The sequence below is a fragment of the Actinomycetaceae bacterium MB13-C1-2 genome (assembly GCA_035621235.1).
In the GTDB taxonomy this organism is placed as follows: Bacteria; Actinomycetota; Actinomycetes; order Actinomycetales; family Actinomycetaceae; genus Scrofimicrobium.
In genome coordinates this window covers 1,054,737-1,077,065 of sequence record CP141731.1, presented here as the reverse complement: position 1 = coordinate 1,077,065, position 22,329 = coordinate 1,054,737, and the positions used below count along the sequence as shown (strand labels likewise).

The following is a 22,329-nucleotide window of genomic DNA, read 5'->3' as shown; positions in this document are numbered from 1 at the left end:
TGTTCTGCTCCTCAGTTCTGTTCCGGGGTGTTGGTTACTTCGTCAATACGTTCTTGAATTGGGGCGAGAACGGGTTCAACTGCGGGTATGTCAATACGCCCAACAGGAATGTCTGCCCCTTCGAGAGACACCGTCTGAGTCACGTTCTGCAGGGCAATCCACCATTGGTTCTTGGGTCTGCGAACGGAATCGTCAACTAGCTCTTCCATTCGAGAGATCGGCTCTGTCTTGATTCCGTCCTGCCCAGTACCTATATACGCGGCGCCGTTCTCCCCTGCCTCGAATGCTCTATCCAGATATCTGATCGCTCCGTTCGCGAACCGTGTTGCCAGAAGACGATCAAATACGGTTGGGGCTCCGCCCTGCTGGATGTATCCGAGGGCGGAATCACGAACGTCGAACAGTCCCTCGCCGGCCGCCTCTATTGCTCGCGAAATGAAATCACGGTCGTAGTGCGTCGAAGTCTCTTCATTCATGACCACCAGGAACAGCCGCCGCCCCTCCTCAAACTGCTCCCGCAGTGTATCGATGTCCTTGGAGAGTCCCTGCAACGTCAACGGCTGCTCGTTTAGATAGACGTACTCGGCCCCGGAAGCCATTCCGCTCATCATCGCGAGATACCCGCACTTACGCCCCATTGTCTCCGCCACGAAACACCGCCTGGAGGCCGCAGCAGACTCCTTGATTCGGTCGAGCGCCCACACTGCGTTGTTGATCGCGGTGTCGGCACCAACGGACAGCTCAGTTCCGGGAAGGTTATTGTCGATCGAAGCCGGAACGAGGATGGTCGGAATCGCCAGGGCCGGGAAGTGCGAACGCGCTTTTGTCATTTCACGAACGGCATCGTAAGCGCTATAGCCCCCGATGACGACCAGCGCATCAATGCCATGTTCCTCAATAGCTCGACCAAGCGCGTAGTACTCCTCGGTCTGTGGGATGTGGCGGCGCGTACCGAGAGTGGCACCACCGTCAAAAGCCCAGCCTTCGACGTCGTCCCACGACAGCTCACGGACCTCTCCACCCGAAAGGCCTTCCCACGATCCCTCAATGCCCAACATGGACCATCCGCGGTGCAACCCGATTCGAACGGTGGCCCTGGCTGCCGTGTTCATACCGGGAGCCAGGCCGCCGGAGTGAAGGATGGCGACTCGAACCGTCTGGTCCGAATCGACATGAAGCGTCGGCGGGTCAGAGAGGATCTTGTAGATCTCCCCCATGTCGTAGTAGGACGCACCACGAGCCTTGCGAGCCGTCTCGTAATCTCCAGCCTTGATCAAGGCCCCAACGGCACGAGTGTCCTTGATGGTTTCAACCATCGGAAGACGGGAAACCCGGTTGCGCCTGACGCCAAGAATCACTGCGTCACCGTAGCGTTCGCTATCAAGGATCTCCTGAACCGCACAGTATCCCAGCAGTGTCGACATCCAACGGTCGTAGGCAGAGGGAGCTCCACCACGCTGGACGTGGCCCAAAATGGTGATCCGAGGTTCCTCCCCCAGGCGGTTTTTGATCGCGTCCGCGATTTCGGCGCTAGTTAGGGGATTCCCCTCGGTGTCAAGAGCGCCCTCGGCAACCAGCACCATCGACTCACGACGTCCGGCTTCGCGTCCCGTCACCAGCTTCTGACACAGTTCGTCTTCCCATCCGGGACCCGCAGGGGATTCCGGTGTAAAGACATAGTCAGCACCGCCCGCAACAGCTGCCATTAGTGGCAGATACCCACAGCGTCGACCCATCACTTCCACGATGAAAGTCCTCTGGTGAGAAGCAGCGGTGGAGGATAGCTGGTCCATCGCGGTAACGATTCGTTCGAGGGCGGTGTCGGCCCCGATGGTCATATCCGAACCAACCAGATCATTGTCGATTGAACCAACCAGTCCGACCAGGGTCAGTTCAGGGTGACTATTGGCTACCTCTTCCGTGATCCGCCCCTGCTCGACCAGATCTTGAAGGATCTGGGTCCACTCCCCGCGTAGTTCGTCGGCCCCAGCCAGGGAGCCGTCGCCGCCAATAACCACCAGACGATCGATTCCGGCCGCGAGCAAATTCTCGACTGCGGTCAACCGTCCCTCGTACAAACGGAAGTCATTGCTACGTGCGGTTCCGATCGCCGTCCCACCCCTGTTAAGGATCGAACTCACTGAACCCCAATCCATCTGACGGATCGAATCTCCGCCACGAATCGCGCCCTCCCACCCCTCAAGGATTGCGTAGGGAACGGCTCCTGCGGCGAGCGCCGTGCGTACCACCGCCCGCACCGCAGCATTCATGCCCGGTGCGTCCCCACCGGAAGTTAGCATGCCCAGTCTGTATGACTCCCCAGTCGAGGGATCCACCCCATCGATAACGCCCGGCTCGATAATCTCTGCCGCAGCCGCGTTTAGGTCACTGTCACTCACGTTTGTCCCCCTCAGGTTTGGGTGGCTCAGTATCGACGGGTCTCTGCTAAATCCGCCAGCCCTAGGCCAGCCGCGTCTGCAGATTCTGGTCCAATGTCGCCAAGAATTCTTCAGTGGTCAGGTACGGCTGGTCGGGCCCAACCAGTAGTGCCAAATCCTTTGTCATCGCGCCGGACTCAACGGTCTTGATTACGACGTCCTCAAGCGTCTCGGCAAACTTGGTGACCTGCGGCGTTTCGTCTAGTTTGGCTCGGTGTGCCAGACCTCGCGTCCACGCGAAGATCGAGGCAATGGGGTTAGTGGAGGTCGGATTTCCAGCCTGATGCTGACGATAGTGGCGGGTCACCGTTCCGTGCGCCGCTTCCGCCTCGACCGTCTTACCATCCGGAGTCATCAGAACCGAAGTCATCAAACCCAGCGAGCCAAAGCCCTGCGCCACGATGTCTGATTGCACATCACCGTCATAGTTCTTTGTGGCCCAGACGTATCCACCTTCCCATTTAAGCGCAGAGGCAACCATGTCGTCGATCAGACGGTGTTCATACGTAAGCCCCGCAGCCTCGTACTGTTCCTTGAACTCCGTGTCGAAAACCTCTTGGAAGATGTCCTTAAACTGACCGTCATATGCCTTGAGGATCGTGTTCTTGGTGGACAGGTAAACCGGGAACCCACGCTGCAGGCCGTAGGCGAATGAGGCGCGCGCGAAGTCTCGGATGGAATCATTGAAGTTATACATCCCCATCACAACGCCACCGGACTCGGGAATCTCTACGACCTCGAACTCCATCGGCTCGGACTCATCGTTCGGAGTAAACGTTAGAGTCACGGTGCCGCCGGTCGGAACCTTGAAGTCGGTTGCCCGATACTGATCGCCGAAAGCGTGACGACCAACAACAATTGGTTTGGTCCAAGAAGGAACCAGGCGCGGGATGTTATCGATGATAATCGGCTCCCGGAAAATCACACCACCGAGAATGTTGCGGATGGTCCCATTTGGGGAGCGCCACATCTTCTTCAGGTCAAACTCCTCTACCCTGGCCTCGTCAGGAGTAATCGTCGCGCACTTGACCCCCACCCCGTATTTCTTGATCGCCTCCGCCGCGTCAACCGTCACCTGGTCATCGGTGGCGTCGCGGTTTTGGATCGATAGATCGTAGTACTTGAGGTCAATGTCCAGATAGGGGAAAATCAGCCGATCCTTGATGAACTGCCAAATGATCCTGGTCATTTCATCGCCATCTAGGTCGACGACCGGGCCGACTACTTTGATCTTCTCCATCTCAGTGGTCCTCTCTAGTTTCATACGTCGGAGTGCGGGGCGCTCACTAACTTACATCTCTACTCCGACAAGAACAGGCTCCGGAACCAACTCGATTCCGAAGCGTTCCAATACTCCATCATGAACGGCTCGCGCTAACTCCACTATGTCAGAAGTGTTAGCTCCGCCGCGGTTGGTTAACGCCAGAACGTGTTTGGTTGACAGGGACGCCGGCGCACCTGGAGCGACCCGCCATCCCTTCTCGAATCCGGCGTGGTTGATCAGCCACGCCGCGGAGGTTTTCACGACCCCCGGAACCTTGGGTGCCGCGCTATTCGGGTTCGCAGCGGCAACCATAGAACGGTCTTCGACAGCAAAGCGCGGGGCGCCCTCGGGTAGTAGCTCGCCCGCCTGTTTCTCGGTCAAAATCGGATTTGTGAAGAACGAACCCGCAGACCAGGTGTCGTGGTCGTCCGGACTCAGAACCATACCCTTAGAACGACGCAGTTCGAGGACTGCACGGCGAACATCGCGAATATCCGCCCGCTCACCGACCTCAATCTCAAGTCGGTTTGCCAACTCTCGGTAGCGCACCGGGGCGGACAATTCACCCTCCTGCAATTGCAGTTCGATTTCGAGGACGATCCAGCGACCTGTCGGCCCCCACGTCCGTCCCCCTCCTACGTCCGGATCGCTGAATGACTGCTTCAGAAGCGAATCGCGATACCCCAGTTTCAACGCCGCCCGAGGAATTGTTCTGATCTCGCCACTCAGTCGATCGTAGGCGCGAACCGTAGCTAGATTCTCAGCAACTTCACGCCCGTAAGCACCAATGTTCTGGACGGGCGCCGCCCCGGACGAGCCCGGGATTCCAGAAAGGGCTTCCAGTCCGACAAGGTGCTGCGCAATCGTGTAAGCAACCAGTTCGTCCCAAGTGGTTCCCGCCGAGACTCGAAGTGTTGTTCCTCCACACGCGGAGTCATCAACCACCCTGATATCGGAGCGCGCGTCGCGCAGTACGGTTCCTGGAAAGCCCTGGTCTGCGACAACTACGTTTGAACCGCCTCCCAGAACCAATAGGGGTTCACCAGCAGAATCAACTTCGCGTACCGCTTCAACGATCTCTGACTCATGATCGACGGAGGTATAGGCGTGCGGCTTCCCACCCACTTTCAGAGTCGTTAACTCAGCCAGCGTCAGAGTCGTCTCGTCACCGAAAAATTCGGCCGCTACAGAATCAGTCACAAAGTCAATTGAACTAGTTGAGGCACTAGGAGTCCAACCGAGTCCATGACCTCCACTCCTCTCCCCGATTCGCCAATCAGATAAGGAGCCGACACGCCGCAAATCTGAGCTGAAAACCTCCCCATCTGATTGGAAACTCGGACAGGGGCGGGTGGGTCAAGTGGACTAGCGGCCGACGTATCCGGCCTCCTTCAACACCGAGTCCATCATTCGCTGGACATCCAGTGTGGCAGACCAGGGGACCACCTCCGACTGCGTCTTCCCCGCAGCAACGCGACGCGCTACTTCCGCTGCCTGGTACTGGAAACCGCCCGGTGCAGTAGCGTCCCACGTCGCCGTGCGCGACCCGATCACTCCCAACGTCTTTGGATCCACTTCATTTACTTCGAGCACGACAGATGTGGGGCAATAGAACCTCGTATCCATTTGAATGCCTCCACCCTCGAAACCAAGCTCGCCCGTAGTGGGAGTGCTCAGGTCTAGCTGGCAAGTGGCGACTGCGGTCGCACCTGAATAGGAACTCAGCACCATGTCGCTCAAATCGATCTGTTTCTCCGAGAGCCGCGACGCGGACTGCACCACCTCTGGATACCCCAGCACCATCTGCTGGAGGTGTAAGGGATAAACACCGAGGTCAAGCATCGCCCCGCCCCCGAGTTCGGGTTCGACCAAACGTGGAACATTCCTCAAGGACTGACCGTGGTCTGCCGAGAAATAGCGAAGAGGGCCCAAGCTTCCGGTCTTTAGCACCTCTCTGATCCAGGCGTAGTGTGGCAGGTGCCGGCTCCACATTGCTTCCATAGCGAACAGACCGCGAGCGTCCGCCTCGTCAAAAACCTCTCTAGCCTCTTCCTCGGACATCGTGAAAGACTTTTCGACCAATACTGGCTTTCCTGCGCGTAACGCTAGGAGTGCGTCCTCTCTGTGTCGGATGTGCGGAGTCGCGACGTAGATCGCGTCCACCTCAGGATCCGCTACCAGTTCCTCGTACGACCCGTAGGCACGAGCTGGGTCGATATCGAACTCGGAGGCGTACTGAGCCGCACGCTCGGCGTTCCTCGATCCGACTGCCAAGACAGTTTGGCCTGAGTACGAGATCAGGTCAGTCGCGAACTTCCTCGCGATTCCACCCGGACCCAACACTCCCCACCTAAGGGATGGTGCGTCATAGGGATCGGGATACCTGTATTCGGGAGCGACCTCAAGGAAAAGGTCAGGGATAGTCAATGCGGGAATGGCTTCGTTTGTCATGCACCTAGCATCTCAAACCATCAGCATTGCGAGAAAACAAATCACCACGACGCCCCACTATCTTCAAAGATGCCAAACTTCAAAGATGCCAAATACAACCTCAAACGCCTGGGTCACCAAACGGTCCGAGTTAGGTCGAATGCTGGAAGCCCGCAACTCGGACAACAGCCATGTCTGCCGAGTCTGCGAGGCCAACGGTCAGGCAGTTGTTCCAAGGTTTCCATGAGCAGGGATCTAGCCCAGTCTGCGAGGCCAGCGGATCCGTCCTCGGTCATCGACCAGATCAACCGGAAGAACTCCGGGAGCTATACCGGTCAGAAGCGCCTTGGTGAGTACCGGAACCGCAGGCGCGATGTCGCCATAGACCAAGAGCATGGGGACGACTTCCGGAACAAGCGATGCGTCATAAGGAGATCGGGTAGCGATCACAACATCAGCACTCGGCGCTAGTTGCCGGATCCGCTCAGCGGCACCTCGATCCAGTGAAGCGTTGCGAGAGACCAGGATGATTGGCCCGTCCAGGCCTCCCTGTTCCAGCTCGTCGGCAGTAACAATCTGGGCTGGGATATCCCTGCTTACGAGGTCTTCACGGAGCGCGGGCGCAAAGTCAACCGAGCCTCGTGGATAGTCCGCTGGCCCAATATCAGGGACTATAGAAATCACCTGGTTTGCAGGAAGGACCCACGTACGCTTCGAATCGCGCCACGTCAGGGCACGGGCGAACGTATCCGAGACCAGATCCGCATTCACTACAGAGGCATCTGACCACTCCGGTTGCTGCTCGCCGGTGGCGCAGTCCTGGTTCTCCAGTTCGTCCCACGTGCGAACCAACTTGAGCTTCAGCTTCAGGACACGGCGGGCAGATTTTCTGAGTTCAGCCATATCAAGGAGACCGTCTTGAACTGCGGCGATCACTCCTTCGATGCCCTCTTCAGGAACAAGGGGCATGAGCAGTTGGTCGTTGCCCGCAAGTAGCGCGTCCACACAAGCACCCGCAGAACCGCTCGGATGACCGGCCCCCGCCATGTCGAGGGCGTCTGTGACAATGACGCCCTCGAAGCCAAGATATTCCCTAAGCAACCCTGTAACTATCGGCCTTGAGAACGTGGCTGGAACTCCGCTGGGATCAAGTCCTGGGACAACCAGGTGACCCATCATTACAGAGTCCGCACCACAGCGGATTCCCACCCTAAACGGGAGAGCTTCGACCCGTTCCCACTGCTCTCGGGTAGTAGTCAACTTTGGGAGGCCGATGTGGGAGTCGACATTGGTGTTGCCGTGTCCAGGAAAGTGCTTAAGGCAAGAGGCAACACCGGCCTTACCCAGTCCCCGCACTACCGCCGCATCGAAACACCCCACCACTTCGGGAGAGGAACTCGGGGAACGAACACCGATCACCGGGTTCGCCGGTTCGGTGTTGACATCGGCAACTGGAGCATAGGCAAAGTTGAAGCCTGCTTGACGCAGATCCGCACCCCCCAGTTCCGCTAGACGTTCTATCAGCTCCCAGTCATCCGTTGCGCTCTGAGCCATTGCGGACGGCATCCGAAGTGCGGGTTCACGAACGCGGGAAATCATCCCCCCTTCCTGGTCCGCAGCGAACAGCAGAGGGAGTTCAGCCCGACCTTGAAACTGTCGGGCAAGCTCTGCGGTTACACGAGGGTCTGTCCCATCGTCACCGACCGTGTAATAGCAGATACCGCCAACCTGATACTTCGTCAGCAGGTCGAGGACCGTCTGCGGGGCGTCCCAGAATGCTTCGGTCCCGTTTGAGTGGGACCCAACCGCCAATGAGAACAGTTGCCCGACAACCTTTTCGACGGGCCACTCAGGAAGCTTTTCAAGAGCCTGCTCAAGGAGCGCAATGTCTCGATTCACGGCCTTCTGTGCTCCTCAGTTGACGACTCGTCTTTCGATTCAGCTATTTTGCGGACTTGCCGGTAACCTGCTGGGCAAGTTGATCAGTGCCAAAGCGATCTCGGTGAGCCTTCTCCTCGGCCAGTGCCTCTTCGAGCTCCCGACGGACAGAATCGCGTAGTTTGCCCTGGTTATCCGGGTTCGGGGCGGCAGAAAGCAGTAGCTTGGTGTACTCGTGTTGAGGGTCGAGGATTACCTGGTCCGAGGGGCCTCGCTCAACAATGTTTCCTCGGAACATAACCAGGATCTCGTCAGAGAAGTGCCGTGCGGTAGCGAGGTCGTGGGTGATGTACAGAACGCCGAGGTTCTCTTCCCTCTGTAGCCTGGCCAGAAGATTTAGCACGCCGAGTCGGATCGATACGTCAAGCATCGACACGGGCTCGTCCGCGACCAAAAATCGTGCGCCCGGAGCTAGAGCACGGGCGATGGCAACACGCTGACGCTGACCACCAGACATTTCGTGCGGCTTCTTATCGGCGAAGACCTCAGCCGGAGTCAGTCGAACACGGTCGAGTAGTTCAAGAACTAACTCCTCGTACCCGGCACTATTCTTAGCTCGTTTATGGAGACGGAGGGGACGTTCGATCGTGTGACGAACGGTGTGGAACGGGTTCAGCGAAGCAAATGGGTCCTGGAAGACCATCTGCAGATCGCCGCGGTAGTGCTTGACAGCCCTTGATCCATGAGGGATTGGGTGGTCATCGAGCAGAATTTGCCCAGAAGTCGGCTTCTCAAGTAGGCAGAGCATCTTTGCAACGGTTGATTTACCGGAACCCGACTCCCCAACCAATGCGATTGTTTTTCCCTGCTCAAGGGTGAAGTTCACCTTGTTGACGGCAACCAGATCGGTGGACTTAAAACCCTTGCGGATCTTGTAGACCTTGGTGAGGTCCTTTACCTCAAGTTGACCTGCCACTAGCTGTCCTCTCCCGTACGCACGAAGGAGCCCCGTTCGCCCATCAGACTCGGGAAGGATCCCAAGAGCTTCTTCGTGTACTCCTCCTGCGGGTGGTGGAGGATATTCTCGGCCAAGTTCATCTCAATGATTTCCCCACGGAGCATGATCGCGATGCGGTCTGAAATCTCAAGAAGCAACGGCAAGTCGTGAGTGATGAAGATGACCGCGAACTGCAACTGTTCGCGAAGACGCATGATCTCGCGCAGGATTCCGCGTTGGACCACCACGTCCAATGCCGTAGTTGGCTCGTCCATAATCATCAGCTGCGGGCTAAGTGCCAATGCCATAGCAATCATTACGCGCTGACGCATGCCTCCCGACAGCTCATGAGCAAATGAGTCCAGACGATTAGGATCGACGCCGACCAGTTCAAAGAGCTCGACGCACCGGTCATTCATCTGATGCTTGGTCATGCCTGGACGGTGCGTGGTGAACACGTCGTAGAGCTGTTTACGAATAGAGATGACGGGATTCAGAGAGTTCATAGCCCCCTGAAAAACCATCGAAACCTTATCCCAGCGGAACATACGAAGTTCGTCGCCTTTCAGGGCGATAACGTCAATGTCTGTTCCGGAAGCATCGTGAAAGGTAACCTCTCCTCCAACCAGCAGGGCTGGCGGCTTCAGGAGTCGATTGATTCCGTATGCCAGAGTCGTCTTGCCGCAACCGGACTCACCCGCCAATCCGACGATTTCACCACGGTTGACAGTGAGATCAACGTCAATGACGGCATGCACTGGAGGGTCAACCTCGTAGTCGATAGTCATCCCCCTGGCCTCGACGACCGGAGTCTGCTTTGCCAAATATGCGTCAAGATCGGCCACAGGCCTGGAAGCGTCACCGACCTTTACCGTGGCTTCGAAGTCTTCGTTTTGCGAAGCGACCGTAGGAGTCTTCTTTTGCGGTGTGTTCTCAGTAGACATCGGACCTAAGCTCCTGCCTTCGCGGCGCGACGAGCCTTGCGCTCTGCCTTCTTTGCCTGCCGAACTCTCTTTTCCGCAAGGGGCGCAGCCTTCAGCTTCGGATTGATTATCTCGTCAATCGAGAAGTTGACAAGAGAAAGACCTGTGCCAAACAGGGCAATCATTAGTCCCGGCGGAACGAACCACCACCAGGCTCCCGCCTGGAGCGCATTGCCGACCTGAGCTTCATTCAGCATGGTGCCCCAGGTGATGATCCCGTTCGGACCAAGGCCCAGGTAAGACAAGCCCGCCTCGCCCAGGATGGCCGCAACCACAGCACCAATGAACTGAGCGGCCAGTAGCGGCAGAAGGTTGGGGAGAATCTCAACGGTAATAATCCGTAGCGGCCCCTCACCCGCGACTTTGGAAGCGGCAACGTAGTCTCTTGTGCGAAGAGAGCGCGCCTGCGCGCGGAGGACCACAGCCGAACCGGCCCAACTGGTAAAGCCAAGGATCAGGGCCACCAGCATCATTGAACGCTGCTGGGCGTATGAGGCAACCACAATCATTAGCGGGAGGCCCGGGATAACCAGCATAACGTTGGTTACCAGCGAGAGGGCCTCGTCAGTCCAGCCGCCGACGTATCCGGAGACGATTCCGAAGATCAACGACATTGTCAGGGCGATTCCACCGGCGATCAGCCCCACTTGTAGCGATCCTCGTCCGCCAATCGCGAGCTGAGCAAAAACGTCGCGGCCCAACTTGGTCGTGCCGAGGATATGTTCTCCGCCAGGGGGTAGGAACGAGGGATAGCCGGAGAACGCGGGATTAAGACTGAACATGGGCGCTAGGATCGCAAAAAGAATGATCCCGAGTACCAGCGTCAATCCAATGACCAGCTTCGGAGTGATCGGAGGGATGAACTGCGACTTCCGCTTCTTGGGCTTGCGCATCTCGCCGGTGACCGGAGCATTTACCGGAACGTCTACCGCCTCGGCATGCTGTAGTGCGGCGCGTTCTTCTTCCTGTAGTTCAGTGGGATTGTCTGGCGCCGTGCCGTCGTCAAAGCCAGCGGTCTCCGCTGCGACGAAATCGGCATTGCCGGCCAGAGTCGGATCCTCGTCGAAATCCGAGTGCGCGTCATCGAAAGCGACTTCTTTCGAGGCCAGCATTTCATCTGCTGCCACCTGATCGGGTGTCAGATCCGAAATCGCGTCGTCGCTGGACATACCGGTGAGGTCGTCTCGGTTCTTATCAGCCACGGGACCTCACTCTCGGGTCGACGAATCCGTAGAACAGATCCATGAGCAAATTGGCTGAAAGGACCGCCAGCGTAATTACCAGGAACACACCCTGCATCAGTGCGTAGTCGTTGCCCTGCACCGCAGTGATCATTAGCTTTCCGATGCCCGGATAGGTGAATACCTGCTCCATGACAATCGATCCGGCGACGACGAATCCGAGGGAAACGGCAAAACCTGCGATCGAAGGAAGCATCGCGTTGCGGGTGGCGTACGTCATGAAGATTCGACGCGGCCGCAAACCCTTGGCTTCTGCTGTCGTTATGTAGTCCTCAGAGAGGGTCGAGACCATCATGTTGCGCATTCCAAGCATCCAGCCACCAAATGCAGAAATGACGATTGTTAGGGCGGGTAACGCCGCATGTTTTATCACGGAGCCGATAAAGCCCCACGATAACTCGGGTGCGTCATATGTGAAAACGTCGTAACCCCCTATTCGAGGGAAGACCTTGAACTGCACCGAGAAAAGGAACGCGAGGAGGATAGCCACCCAGAAGTAGGGGAGCGACTGAAGAAGGGTGGATGCCGGAACCAGATTGTCCACCCAGGTTCCGCGCTTCCAACCGGCCCACGCACCAAGCCCGACGCCCAGAACGGCGGCGATAATGGTGGCGGTGCCAACCAGTCCCAGAGTCCACGGGAGCGCGGCCCCAATCAGACTGGTTACAGGCGTTGGGTACTTCGTGATTGAAACACCCAGGTTGCCTTGAAACAGACTCTTCCAGTACTCGATGTACTGAGTCCACATGGACTGGTCTGCGTCTCCGCCGAGGAGGAGCCGCACGTTCCGCTCAACGGCGGGTGGTACCTCACCGTTGCGGGCCATCTTTGCCAACAGAATGTCGGCGGGATTACCCGGCAGTAAGCGGGGAATGAAGAAGTTGAACGAGATCGCTGCCCACAACGTAACGAGATAGAAAGCGAGTCGGCGGGCATAAAACTTCATGCCTCAACCCCCCAAAGCCGTGCGGCTCCTCTTCGAACCATAGGAATTTCCTTCCTTGAGTATCAGGGCTGCAATCAGCCCTGTCAGACTACTCTGCCGGGGTGATCTTGGACAGAATCAGACCTGATGAACCCGAACCCCACGACGGTGGGAAGGCGTACAGGTCCGAATCGGTCGGCCAGCCGGTGAAGTCCTTCGCGTTAGTGAAGGTCTGAGTAGCGTTGATCAGTAGCGGAATGTAAGGCAGGTCGCGAACGATCGCCTCTTGAATAATTCCGTACTGCTCCAGCTTTGCGGCGTCATCGTTGGTTTCAGATGCAGCCTGAACAGCGGCGTCAACCTCAGGGTTCGAGTAACGGGCAATACCCCAGCCACCAACCGGAAGCTGTTCACCAACGGGAGCGGTCTCATCCGAAGTGAACCAGTCGTGGTAGATCATGTAGGGATCAGCCGTCGAGGTTCCGACCATGCCACCAATAATCAGCTGGTAGTTGCCGGACTGGCGAGCATCAGAGAACTCGTTCCATGAAACGGTGGAGGCGATTACCTCGATACCGGCTTCCTTGGCCTGCTCCTCAATCAGACGACCAGCGTCGTTGTAGTCGGACCAGCCATCAACCGACGTGACGGTCATAGACAGCTTCTGGCCGTCCTTCTCGTAGATTCCATCGGAGCCAAGCGTGTAGCCGGCATCCTCAAGGATCTTCTTCGCACCGTCAATGTCAGCTGACTGGTTGATCGGCTCAGTCGACTGGTCCGGAGCGATCCACTTGTCATCACGGCCTAACAGAGCGTAGGTCGGCGAGATTTCCTTGGTTAGGCCAACGAACGCCTTCTCGTTGATTGCGCCGCGGTCAAGGGCAGCGCTGAGAGCCTGGCGGACAGCGACCTCGGTTTGGGGTCCCTGGCATCCGAGATCAGCGTTCGAGCAGGTGTAAAGAACGGTTGGATCAATCGGCGTGTTGATGTAGCCCATGTCGATTGAGTCCGGGTCGGGAACAAACAGCGACATCCAGTCAACGTCACCAGAACGCAGCATGTCCTCGGCAGAACCGTTAGCGTCAATGCCCAGGTAGCGCAGGTGCTTCACGGCAGGTTCGCCGCCCCAGTAGTTCGGATTGGCGTCGAGGGTGTAAACGGCCTCAGAGACCGAAGCGACAGTGTAGGGGCCGGTACCAACGGGTTCCGGATCGGTCCATTCAAGTAGTTCTTCAGAACTCTTCTGACCATAGATGTGCTCTGGAACGATGAAGGTCTGCAGAATCGCGAACTCGTTCACGAACGCGGGTTCGTTGGTCTTTACGATGACCTCGTGATCGTTCACCTTCTCAACGGTGTCAACGTACGAAGCCTTAATCAGATCATTGGTAAGTGAGTAGACAACGTCGTCAGCGGTGAAGTCCTCACCATCCGACCATTTGACACCCTCACGGAGTTTGACGGTCAGTTCGGTACCGTCCTCATTCCACGTTGCCTCGGTTCCGAGCATCGGGGTCGGAGGGGTGTCTGCCGCCTTGTTGAACAGCATCAGGGTCTCGTACACAGGACCCTGTGTTGCGTGAAGCAGTGTCGGCGAATAGGGGTTGAAGTTCGCCAGGATCGGAGTCTGCGAACCAGCAAAAATTACGAGGGTGTCTTTACCACCTGAGGACTCCGTAGTCCCCTCATCAGTGGTGCCCTCATCTCCGGATGCGGGAGTCGTTCCGCCACCGCTAGAACAGCCGGCGACCAGTGCGATGCCCGCAGCAGCAGCCATTAGCGCAGATACTTTGCGCCGCTTCGTGCTTTGAGTCATTTACTCGGTCCTTCCTTGGTTTACGAGTCTTGCGCATTTGAGCGTCCAAGCACTCTTTGACGCACTCCTTGGGTGAGTGTCACCCGCCAGAGTACGCGATGAAAAACAGCCTCTTCGATATTTCGTAAAGAAAGTTACCTAATCGAAACCTCCGCGTCAACTGGACGTTTATGACAGGTCAAGTACGGGTCGATATCATTGAGTTCGACCGAGGAGGTCCCGATGCCAGTTGAACTAATTACGAAGACTAGCGACGAGTTGCTGAAGGCCATGGACGACCTCATCCCTCAGCTATCGCGATCGGCCCCGCCGCTTACCGAATCTCAACTACGCGACTTCGTCGACCAAGACAGCGTTTACCTATTCGTTTACAGGAGCGAGACGGACGGCGCTATTTCGGGAATGCTCTCCCTAGCAACGTTTTTCATCCCAACCGGTGGTCGAGGCTGGGTAGAGGATGTCGTGGTGGACCAGGCCGCACGCGGCCAGGGGGCTGGAGAAGCACTGGTCAAGGCAGCCTTAGACAAGGCGCGTGAGATCGGGCTGAAGACGGTTGACCTCACGTCCCGCCCCCACCGGGAGGCAGCGAACCGTCTCTATGTGCGATGCGGATTCGAACCGAGAGAAACAAACATCTACCGTTACCAGGTATGAGCGACACTACTGAACTCTTTGCTTCCAACTACCTCGACTATCTTTCGAAGTCCCCCTCTCCATACCACGCGGTAGAAACTGCCGCGTCGATTTTGGAGTCTGCGGGCTTCATTCGAACCTTCCGTACTGATGCTTGGCCAGAAGAAGCTGGCAAGTATTTCTTCGTCGAGCAGGGTGCGCTCTTCGCCTGGATAACCCCCGGATCTCAGGCCGTCAGTGGCACCGCCCCCTCTTTCGCCATCGTTGGCACCCACTCCGATTCGCCTAGCCTTAAGCTCAAGCCGACCCCACAACGGACCAGTCCCGACGGCTGGGGCCAGTTGATGGTTGAGATCTATGGTGGACCGTTGTTCAACTCATGGCTAGACCGTGAACTCCTTCTCGCCGGACAGATCATTGATAGAGACGGCAACACTCACCTGGTTCAGACCGAGCCGATAGCGCGGGTCAGCCAGCTAGCCCCTCATCTTGACCGCAGTGTCAATGTCGAGGGAGTGAAGCTCGACGCCCAGCAACACATGCAACCCGTCTGGACCGTCGATGATCCAGAGGCGCAGATCTTAGACTTGGTTGCAACGACTGCGGGGCTCGACAGTCAAGAGGCGATCTCCGCCTTCGACCTGTTTCTCTACCCAAGCCAGCCTGGAGAGCGATTCGGATCGAAGAGGCAATTCATCGCGGCGGCGCGCCAAGACAACCTTTCGTCAACGTTTGCGGGACTGGATGCGTTTGCCGGACTTGATACGAGCGAGCTCGCTAACCCCGCACGCGTTCCTGCCTTCGTCATCTTTGATCACGAAGAGGTTGGTTCAGCAACCGCGACGGGGGCTCGCGGCCCCCTATTGCGTTCCTCTCTTCGCCGGATTGCCACATCACTGGGACTGGGAGAAGAACAGTTTGAGCAGATGCTTGCGCGCAGTTCGGTTATCTCGGCCGATGCCTCGCACTCTGTTCATCCGGCTTACCCGGCGAAGCACGATCCCGACACCCGACCAATGATGGGACGCGGCCCAATACTTAAGGTTGATGCCGACCAGAGCTACGCCACCTCCGCACCCGGAAGTGCAATGTGGGAGTCGGTGTGCGAACGCGCCGGGTTCACGTCCCAGCATTTCGTTTCCGAAAGTTCGATGCGCTCGGGATCGACCATCGGTCCCGCCATTTCTATTGCACTCGGCATTACTACCGTTGACGTTGGGATCCCCCTACTGTCGATGCACTCAGCGCGGGAGATGAGCCACGTGAACGATACCCCTTTGCTTTCAAAGGCGCTGAGCGTCTACTGGCTTTCCTAGAGTCTGGAGTGTGCCAGAGCGCGCTGATCGACCGCAAATGTCGGTGAGTGCGCGTAGCCTTTTCTCGCGACACCCTCAATCCCAAGGTAAGGAGAAGACCGAATGATCTGGAAAGTCTCATCACCCTACCTTCGACGGCACTGGGGTGCCGTAGTTCTGATCGTCCTGCTCCAGTTAGTCGCAACGGTGAGCGCCCTTGCTCTACCGGATATGAATGCGGAGATCATCAACAACGGAGTGATGGTCGGCGATGTGGCCACCGTATGGCGTCTGGGCGGGGTGATGCTGGCAATCTCGGCGCTACAGGGACTGGCTGCAGGTTTCGCCGTCTACTACGCCGCACGAATCGCGATGGGCCTCGGCGCCTATCTGCGAGGCCGGGTTTTCGATCATGTTCAAGAACTCTCGGCGAGAGAGGTTCATGATTTCGGGGCGCCCACGCTAATCACCCGAGCAACGAACGATGTTCAGCAGATCCAGATGGTGGTTCTGATGATCTTCAACTTCATGATCACGGCACCGATCATGGGCGTTGGCGGCGTCGTAATGGCCCTTAGGCTCAACATGAAACTGGCCTGGGTTCTTGCCGTTGTCGTCCCTCTCACCGCCATTATTGTCGTAATTGCTTTCCGTATATTGAATCCCCTTTTCCTCTCTCAACAAGAGCGCCTCGATCGAATGAATACGGTCTTGCGCGAAGAGCTAACGGGAATTCGAGTCATTCGGGCATTCAACCGAGAAGACGAGTTTGAAGGACGGTACACCAGCGCAAATACAGCTCTGAAACACGTTGCTCTCCGGGTCGGTGCGGTATTTGCGGTGCTCTTCCCTCTTCTACAGCTAGTCGCGTCGGCGGGTTCAGTTGCCGTTCTCTGGTTTGGCGGCCAACTAATTGACACCGGACAAATGGAAGTCGGAACTCTTTTCGCCTACATTTCCTATCTGTTCATCATCTTCAATGCGGTCATGATGGCAGCCATGATGTTCTTCATGTTGCCGCGGGCAACGGTGACCGCTCGGCGAATTAACGACGTTCTTGAGACCGATTCTTCCGTCGTTCCGGCGCAAGAAGACAAGCGAGTTTCTCTCCCGGACACGCCCCTAACGTTCTCACTGGCACACGCCACGGTGCAGTATCCCGGAGCCGAAGAGCCTGTTCTACAGAATGTCGATGTAGTTCTAAGGCCAGGCACTACAACGGCGGTGATAGGAGCGACTGGATCGGGGAAGTCAACTCTGGCCAACCTGTTCCCCCGCCTCATGGACCCCAGTTCCGGCACCGTACTGGCGGACGGAATAGACGTTCGTCAAATCGATCCGCTTGAACTTCGTGAGCGCATCGGTTTCGTTCCGCAAACCTCATACCTATTCAGTGGGACCGTAGCCTCAACCGTTTCCGGTGTCGAGAATCCGGACGAACAGCAACTTGCCCGGGTGACTCGAAGCCTTAAGGGCTCGGCCTCAACTGAGTTCGTCGCGAACCTTGATGGGGGTCTGGACCATTCCGTTGAGGCCGGGGGGAAGAACTTTTCGGGAGGCCAGCGCCAACGTCTAACAATGGCAAGGGCTCTCTACCGAAAAGCTGACCTCTACATCTTTGACGACTCATTTAGCGCTTTGGACTATGCGACCGACGCGCAAATCCGCAACTCTCTACGCGAATATGTCGGCGAAGCGGCAGTCCTGATCGTCGGCCAGCGAGTGGCGACAATCCGCCACGCCGACCGAATTCTGGTTCTTGAAGACGGACATGTCGTCGGGCAGGGCACCCACAGCGAACTGTTGCGAACCTGTCCAACGTACCAACAGATTGTGGACTCTCAGGAATCGCGGGAGGAGGCGGCATGAGTGGACCTCACGGTCGAGGCCGCGGACGCGGATCGGGCGGCGCAAAAGCTAAGGATTTTAGAGGCACGCTATCGCGTGTTTTGGGCCTGGTAGCGGGCTACAAGTGGCTAGTTCTGGGTGTCTCGCTTGCCTCGGTTCTCTCAGTTGTCCTGTCCGTAGCCGGCCCACGAATCCTCGGTCAGGCAACCAACCTCATTGTGGCTGGTGCCATCGGAAAGCAGCTGCCCGCTGGCTCCTCGAAGCAACAGGTGATCGAAGCGCTACGTGCCAAGGGCGATAACGACCAGGCAAACATGGTCGAGGCAATGAATCTGGTCCCGGGTGAGGGGATCGATTTTGGCAGTCTTGGTCGGATCCTGCTGCTGATTTTGGGAATATACGTCTTCGGCGCTTTTTTGTCTTGGCTAGCCGGTCAACTCGCACGCCTCGTGGTGCAGAACCTCGGCTGGAAGCTACGGCAGGACATCCAGAACAAGGTCGGCAAACTCCCCCTGTCCTATCTGGACACGCACTCACGTGGAGACATTCTTTCCAGGGTGACCAATGACGTCGACAACGTCACTCAGACACTTCAACAGACGTTGACACAGTTCCTCTCCTCTATCTTCACCATCATTGGGATCACGGTAATGATGACGCTGATGTCCTGGCAGCTGACTCTGCTTGCACTGGTAGTGATTCCAATCGGGGCGCTGCTGTCGGCCATCCTGATGAAGCGTGCCCAGCCGCACTTCCGCAATCAGTGGAAGGCCACCGGTGAAGTCAGCGGACTCGTCGAGGAAACGATCACCGGTCACGATGTGGTCGTTCTCTACAATCTCCAGGACCGCTACGATAGTGCGTTCCGCACAGAGAACCATAAGCTTCGCAAAGCATCATTCAGCGCGCAGTTCATTTCGTCCTTGGTAAACCCTCTAATGGGATTCGTTTCGAATCTCTCTTACGTGGTAGTTGCCGTCGGCGGTGCCATCCTGGTCACCGGAGGCGGGCTGACACTCGGTGAAGTCCAGGCGTTCATTCAGTATTCCAGGCAGATCTCCGGCCCGGTTGGCCAGTTGGCGCAGATGGCGAACTTATTGCAGTCGGGGCTAGCCTCGGCGGAGCGCGTCTTTGAGTTCCTAGATGCCGAGGAGATGAGGCCCGACCTGGGCACCCAAGTTCCCGTGGGGCGGGGACACGTTCAGTTCGAGGATGTTGAGTTTGGCTATGCCCAGGGAACACCCGTTATCAAGGGTCTCAGTGTTGATGTGAAGCCGGGGCAGATGGTGGCGATTATCGGACCGACCGGGGCGGGTAAAACAACCCTGGTGAATCTGCTTGAGCGCTTCTACGAAGTGGATCGTGGCCGAATCCTGATAGACGGTATCGATATCCGCGACATCAACAAGGAGATGCTGCGTTCGCGAATCGGAATGGTGCTGCAAGACACCTGGCTGTTTGATGGAACTATCGAAGAAAACATTGCTTTTGGGAGACGTGACGCCACTCCCGAGATGGTCCGAGAGGCGGCTCGGGCGACTTCGGTAGACCGCCTTGTTCGTCAGCTTCCCGACGGATACGAGACCGTAATTTCTGACGATGGAGACACTCTTTCCGTTGGCGAACGGCAACTACTAACTATCGCGAGGGCGTTTATCGCCGATCCCGAGATGCTCATTCTGGACGAGGCCACCTCATCGGTGGATACTCGCACAGAAGTGTTGGTACAACGAGCGATGGACAAGTTACGACAGGGGCGGACCGCGTTCGTAATTGCCCACCGCCTCTCGACTATTCAGGGCGCAGACCTCATTCTGGTCATGGAAGACGGAAACGTTGTAGAGCAGGGGACCCACAGCGATTTGTTGAAGGTGGACGGCGCATACACGCGTCTGTACCGAGCACAGTTCGCCGGCCCCGAGAAGGAGTAAACGTGGTCGCTATCCCGAACCTGGTCCTAATAAATGGGGTGCAAATCCCCCAGCTTGGATTCGGAACCTACAAGGTCACCGAGAACACTCTGGAAATTCTGAGCACTGCAATTGAAGTCGGATACAGACATATCGACACGGCTCAGATGTACGGAAACGAAACGGAGGTGGGCGAAGCGTGGACAAACTCCGGGATCGACAGGTCTTCCTTCTTCCTCACCTCGAAACTAGACAACCCCAACCATGAGCCCGACGTAGCTCGACGCACCTTCGAGCAGTCACTGAATGACTTGAGAACCGACTACGTTGACCTGTTCCTGATTCACTATCCGATGCCGATGCTATACGGTGGCGATCTTGGCGCAACGTGGGCGGTGCTAGAAGAGTTCTACGACCAGGGTTTAGCCCGCGCCATCGGGGTGTCCAACTTCCTTGAGCACCATATCGACCAGATTCGCCGCAGCGCGCAGATCCGACCAATGGTCAATCAGATTGAGTCGCACCCATTCTTTCCGAACGATGAGTTGCACCGCTATGACAGGAACAACGGCATAATCACCGAAGCTTGGGCCCCGCTAGGTCGAGGGGGCGCCGCCACCAATCCAACTCTGGAGAACATTGGGAAGAAGTACGGAAAGTCGGCGGCTCAGGTGGCGATTCGCTGGGGTCTACAACGCGGAGACGTCCTGTTTCCCAAAGCCTCAACTGCCGCGCGACAGAGGGCAAACATGAATGTGTTTGACTTCCATCTGAGCGAATCTGACATGCGGTCGATCAATGATCTGAATCAAGGAGAGACCGGTCGAACCGGCAGACATCCCGATCGAATGGAGCGAATCGGAGACTTCAAACCACCTGAACACTAGATGTATCTCCAGTAACAGATACTCTTCGTGTATGGGTCTTGCCGTCTCGCGATAGCTAACGCCCGTTAGACTAACCGAGGCATAGACCCAAGCATCGCGTCGATAACATCGCTGGACAAGGAGTTAGTAGAGGCAACAGATGAAAGAGTTCCCTGGAAAGAGCAGGCCGTTGGTTGTCGGCTCCGCAATCGGGCTGATCACCGCGTTGACCCTTGTAGGATGCTCCTCGAACAGTGGATCTGCGGTGCTCGGCGGTGGGTCGGTTCTGAATCCGACACCGGAGCCTCCAAAGATCATTCTTGGAGAGCCTTTTGCGTACCCCACTGACGTACAGGTTGAAGGTCTTACCGGACAACGGATCCTTTCGTCTACCGGGAGTGAGGCTCGATGGTCGTATCTTCCCGGTGACCAAGCTTTTAATCCCGTTCTGGCATCACTAGTTTCTGACTACCTCTCCTCGCAGGCTCAAACCCGCGAGATGACCTACGTTCCCGAAGCTCAGGAACCATCTGAGACGCTCTTGAACCGCGGATGTGTTTCGGGATCCACCTCGCTCAGCGCCCGAGAGATCCTAGATAATCCCGACCTGTCACTCTACGCAGATGGTCAGGTTCAGCAGACGATCACGTGCGAGGCCGTACTCGCATCCGGGACAACTTTCGGCGAACGTCTACGGATCGTCCGCGGCAATTCGACCGAAGTCGTCTCGGACTGGGTCGAGGTGCTGTACACCGATACTGCCACCGGGGAGACCGCTCGGGGTCGCGATATCATCCAGGAATCAGCGCTGCCGGTCTTGCTTGACGCCCTGTATGAAAACCTCAAGCTGGACCAACCGATGAGCGGAGACCAGGTTCTTCCCCCTTCGTCTGAAACCATTTCCGACCTGAAGATTTCCCTCTATAACGTTGGATTCAACGACCAGGGAGACACAGTAGTAACAGTTGATGGAGCGTTTACTTCAGTCATTGCTGCGGGAGACCAGAAGTATCAACCCAAAGCGGAAACGCTTGTGATTCCTGCCGCGCGTGCGGAAGAACTACTAACACCTCTAGGGGCTACCATCTCAGCGGCCAAGGCGTCGTCTTTGCCCTGGAGCGGACCGGGAGCGGTGGCATCCGGCAACGAGTACGTCGACTGTGATCTGGTTCCCTGTGTTGCCGTTACTTACGATGACGGGCCATCGGCCGAGTCAACGCCTGTCGTACTCGATGCTTACTCATCTCGACCCTATGCGGCAACTACTTTCTTTATTCTGGGAACCAATGTTCCCGGCAATGAGCAAGTGCTGCAGCGCGCGGTTGCCGAGGGACACGAACTCGCCAACCACTCATGGAGCCACTCCGCGTTCACCACCCTTGACGACGCGAGTATCCAGGCCGAGTGGGGAGACACTTCCAAGGTCATTGAAGAGGCGGCCGGACAGCCGGTGAAGTATCTGCGTCCGCCTTACGGCGACATGGACGAACGTACTCGGATGGCCTACCCGTATCCGACGATCCTCTGGAGCGTAGACACAAACGACTGGCAGCATCCGGGTACGGATGTAGTTGTCCAGCGGGCCCTTGACGGTGCGGAACCGGACGGCATCATTTTGATGCACGACATCCACCCCGACACCGTCGCGGGCGCTGGAGCCATAGTGGATGGCCTACTAATGCGCGGATATACGCTGGTTACAATAGATCAGTTGTTCACTGGTAATCCGCCTGCTCAGGGCAAGTATTTCTGGGACGCACAGATGGTCCGCGATGCCCGTCAGGTAGGCGAAACTCAATAGCCAA

Annotated in this window: 16 protein-coding genes; 6 read left to right on the top strand and 10 right to left on the bottom strand. The window is 57.1% G+C overall.

Annotated features, from left to right (window positions below; translation table 11 throughout):
* Positions 1–11: 11 nt before the first annotated feature.
* The 10 genes from U6G28_04790 to U6G28_04745 all read right to left on the bottom strand — a co-directional run bounded on the left by U6G28_04790 (position 12) and on the right by U6G28_04745 (position 13,972).
* Complete coding sequence (locus U6G28_04790; GenBank protein WRS31194.1) at positions 12–2,300, bottom strand: 6-phosphofructokinase; 2,289 nt, start codon at positions 2,298–2,300, stop codon at positions 12–14.
* Between the two features lie 160 nt (positions 2,301–2,460).
* The gene (locus tag U6G28_04785; protein ID WRS31005.1) at positions 2,461–3,678 is read right to left on the bottom strand and encodes an NADP-dependent isocitrate dehydrogenase; all 1,218 of its coding nucleotides are present in this window, start codon (positions 3,676–3,678) and stop codon (positions 2,461–2,463) included.
* A gap of 51 nt (positions 3,679–3,729) precedes the next feature.
* Positions 3,730–4,902 carry a UDP-N-acetylmuramate dehydrogenase gene (locus U6G28_04780; GenBank protein WRS31004.1) on the bottom strand — a complete coding sequence of 391 codons (1,173 nt, stop codon included), beginning with the start codon at positions 4,900–4,902 and terminating at the stop codon, positions 3,730–3,732.
* Between the two features lie 165 nt (positions 4,903–5,067).
* Positions 5,068–6,153, bottom strand: a complete 1,086-nt coding sequence (locus tag U6G28_04775; GenBank protein ID WRS31003.1) for a Gfo/Idh/MocA family oxidoreductase — start codon at positions 6,151–6,153, stop codon at positions 5,068–5,070.
* A gap of 234 nt (positions 6,154–6,387) precedes the next feature.
* Complete coding sequence (locus U6G28_04770; protein WRS31002.1) at positions 6,388–8,031, bottom strand: glycoside hydrolase family 3 N-terminal domain-containing protein; 1,644 nt, start codon at positions 8,029–8,031, stop codon at positions 6,388–6,390.
* Positions 8,032–8,074: 43 nt separating this feature from the next.
* Complete coding sequence (locus tag U6G28_04765) at positions 8,075–8,986, bottom strand: ATP-binding cassette domain-containing protein (protein WRS31001.1); 912 nt, start codon at positions 8,984–8,986, stop codon at positions 8,075–8,077.
* Complete coding sequence (locus U6G28_04760) at positions 8,986–9,951, bottom strand: ABC transporter ATP-binding protein (GenBank protein WRS31000.1); 966 nt, start codon at positions 9,949–9,951, stop codon at positions 8,986–8,988. Before U6G28_04760 ends, U6G28_04765 begins: the two co-directional genes overlap by 1 nt.
* A gap of 5 nt (positions 9,952–9,956) precedes the next feature.
* Positions 9,957–11,192: an ABC transporter permease gene (locus U6G28_04755; protein ID WRS30999.1), complete on the bottom strand. Its 1,236-nt coding sequence runs from the start codon at positions 11,190–11,192 to the stop codon at positions 9,957–9,959.
* Positions 11,185–12,177, bottom strand: coding sequence for an ABC transporter permease (locus U6G28_04750; protein WRS30998.1), 993 nt, complete (start codon positions 12,175–12,177; stop codon positions 11,185–11,187). The genes U6G28_04755 and U6G28_04750 overlap by 8 nt, the downstream gene beginning before the upstream one ends.
* Before the next feature lie 88 nt (positions 12,178–12,265).
* Positions 12,266–13,972: an ABC transporter substrate-binding protein gene (locus U6G28_04745; GenBank protein ID WRS30997.1), complete on the bottom strand. Its 1,707-nt coding sequence runs from the start codon at positions 13,970–13,972 to the stop codon at positions 12,266–12,268.
* A gap of 222 nt (positions 13,973–14,194) precedes the next feature.
* Here U6G28_04745 and U6G28_04740 point away from each other — a divergent pair, with 222 nt between their 5' ends.
* The 6 genes from U6G28_04740 (at position 14,195) to U6G28_04715 (ending at position 22,325) form a co-directional block, all read left to right on the top strand.
* Positions 14,195–14,626: a GNAT family N-acetyltransferase gene (locus U6G28_04740; protein ID WRS30996.1), complete on the top strand. Its 432-nt coding sequence runs from the start codon at positions 14,195–14,197 to the stop codon at positions 14,624–14,626.
* Positions 14,623–15,921, top strand: a complete 1,299-nt coding sequence (locus U6G28_04735; GenBank protein WRS30995.1) for a M18 family aminopeptidase — start codon at positions 14,623–14,625, stop codon at positions 15,919–15,921. Before U6G28_04740 ends, U6G28_04735 begins: the two co-directional genes overlap by 4 nt.
* A gap of 102 nt (positions 15,922–16,023) precedes the next feature.
* Positions 16,024–17,769: an ABC transporter ATP-binding protein gene (locus U6G28_04730; protein WRS30994.1), complete on the top strand. Its 1,746-nt coding sequence runs from the start codon at positions 16,024–16,026 to the stop codon at positions 17,767–17,769.
* Complete coding sequence (locus tag U6G28_04725) at positions 17,766–19,679, top strand: ABC transporter ATP-binding protein (GenBank protein ID WRS30993.1); 1,914 nt, start codon at positions 17,766–17,768, stop codon at positions 19,677–19,679. The genes U6G28_04730 and U6G28_04725 overlap by 4 nt, the downstream gene beginning before the upstream one ends.
* A gap of 2 nt (positions 19,680–19,681) precedes the next feature.
* Positions 19,682–20,545 carry an aldo/keto reductase gene (locus U6G28_04720; protein ID WRS30992.1) on the top strand — a complete coding sequence of 288 codons (864 nt, stop codon included), beginning with the start codon at positions 19,682–19,684 and terminating at the stop codon, positions 20,543–20,545.
* Positions 20,546–20,684: 139 nt separating this feature from the next.
* Positions 20,685–22,325 carry a polysaccharide deacetylase family protein gene (locus U6G28_04715; GenBank protein WRS30991.1) on the top strand — a complete coding sequence of 547 codons (1,641 nt, stop codon included), beginning with the start codon at positions 20,685–20,687 and terminating at the stop codon, positions 22,323–22,325.
* The last annotated feature ends 4 nt before the right edge of the window (positions 22,326–22,329 follow it).

What these genes read in the sequence shown, in the direction of transcription:
- U6G28_04785 (WRS31005.1), bottom strand. Translation starts at nt 3,678, where the DNA reads ATGGAGAAGATCAAAGTAGTCGGCCCGGTCGTCGACCTAGATGGCGAT.
- U6G28_04790 (WRS31194.1), bottom strand. Translation starts at nt 2,300, where the DNA reads ATGCTAACTTCCGGTGGGGACGCACCGGGCATGAATGCTGCGGTGCGG.
- U6G28_04735 (WRS30995.1), top strand. Translation starts at nt 14,623, where the DNA reads ATGAGCGACACTACTGAACTCTTTGCTTCCAACTACCTCGACTATCTT.
- U6G28_04775 (WRS31003.1), bottom strand. Translation starts at nt 6,153, where the DNA reads ATGACAAACGAAGCCATTCCCGCATTGACTATCCCTGACCTTTTCCTT.
- U6G28_04745 (WRS30997.1), bottom strand. Translation starts at nt 13,972, where the DNA reads ATGACTCAAAGCACGAAGCGGCGCAAAGTATCTGCGCTAATGGCTGCT.
- U6G28_04750 (WRS30998.1), bottom strand. Translation starts at nt 12,177, where the DNA reads ATGAAGTTTTATGCCCGCCGACTCGCTTTCTATCTCGTTACGTTGTGG.
- U6G28_04715 (WRS30991.1), top strand. Translation starts at nt 20,685, where the DNA reads ATGAAAGAGTTCCCTGGAAAGAGCAGGCCGTTGGTTGTCGGCTCCGCA.
- U6G28_04760 (WRS31000.1), bottom strand. Translation starts at nt 9,951, where the DNA reads ATGTCTACTGAGAACACACCGCAAAAGAAGACTCCTACGGTCGCTTCG.
- U6G28_04725 (WRS30993.1), top strand. Translation starts at nt 17,766, where the DNA reads ATGAGTGGACCTCACGGTCGAGGCCGCGGACGCGGATCGGGCGGCGCA.
- U6G28_04740 (WRS30996.1), top strand. Translation starts at nt 14,195, where the DNA reads ATGCCAGTTGAACTAATTACGAAGACTAGCGACGAGTTGCTGAAGGCC.
- U6G28_04730 (WRS30994.1), top strand. Translation starts at nt 16,024, where the DNA reads ATGATCTGGAAAGTCTCATCACCCTACCTTCGACGGCACTGGGGTGCC.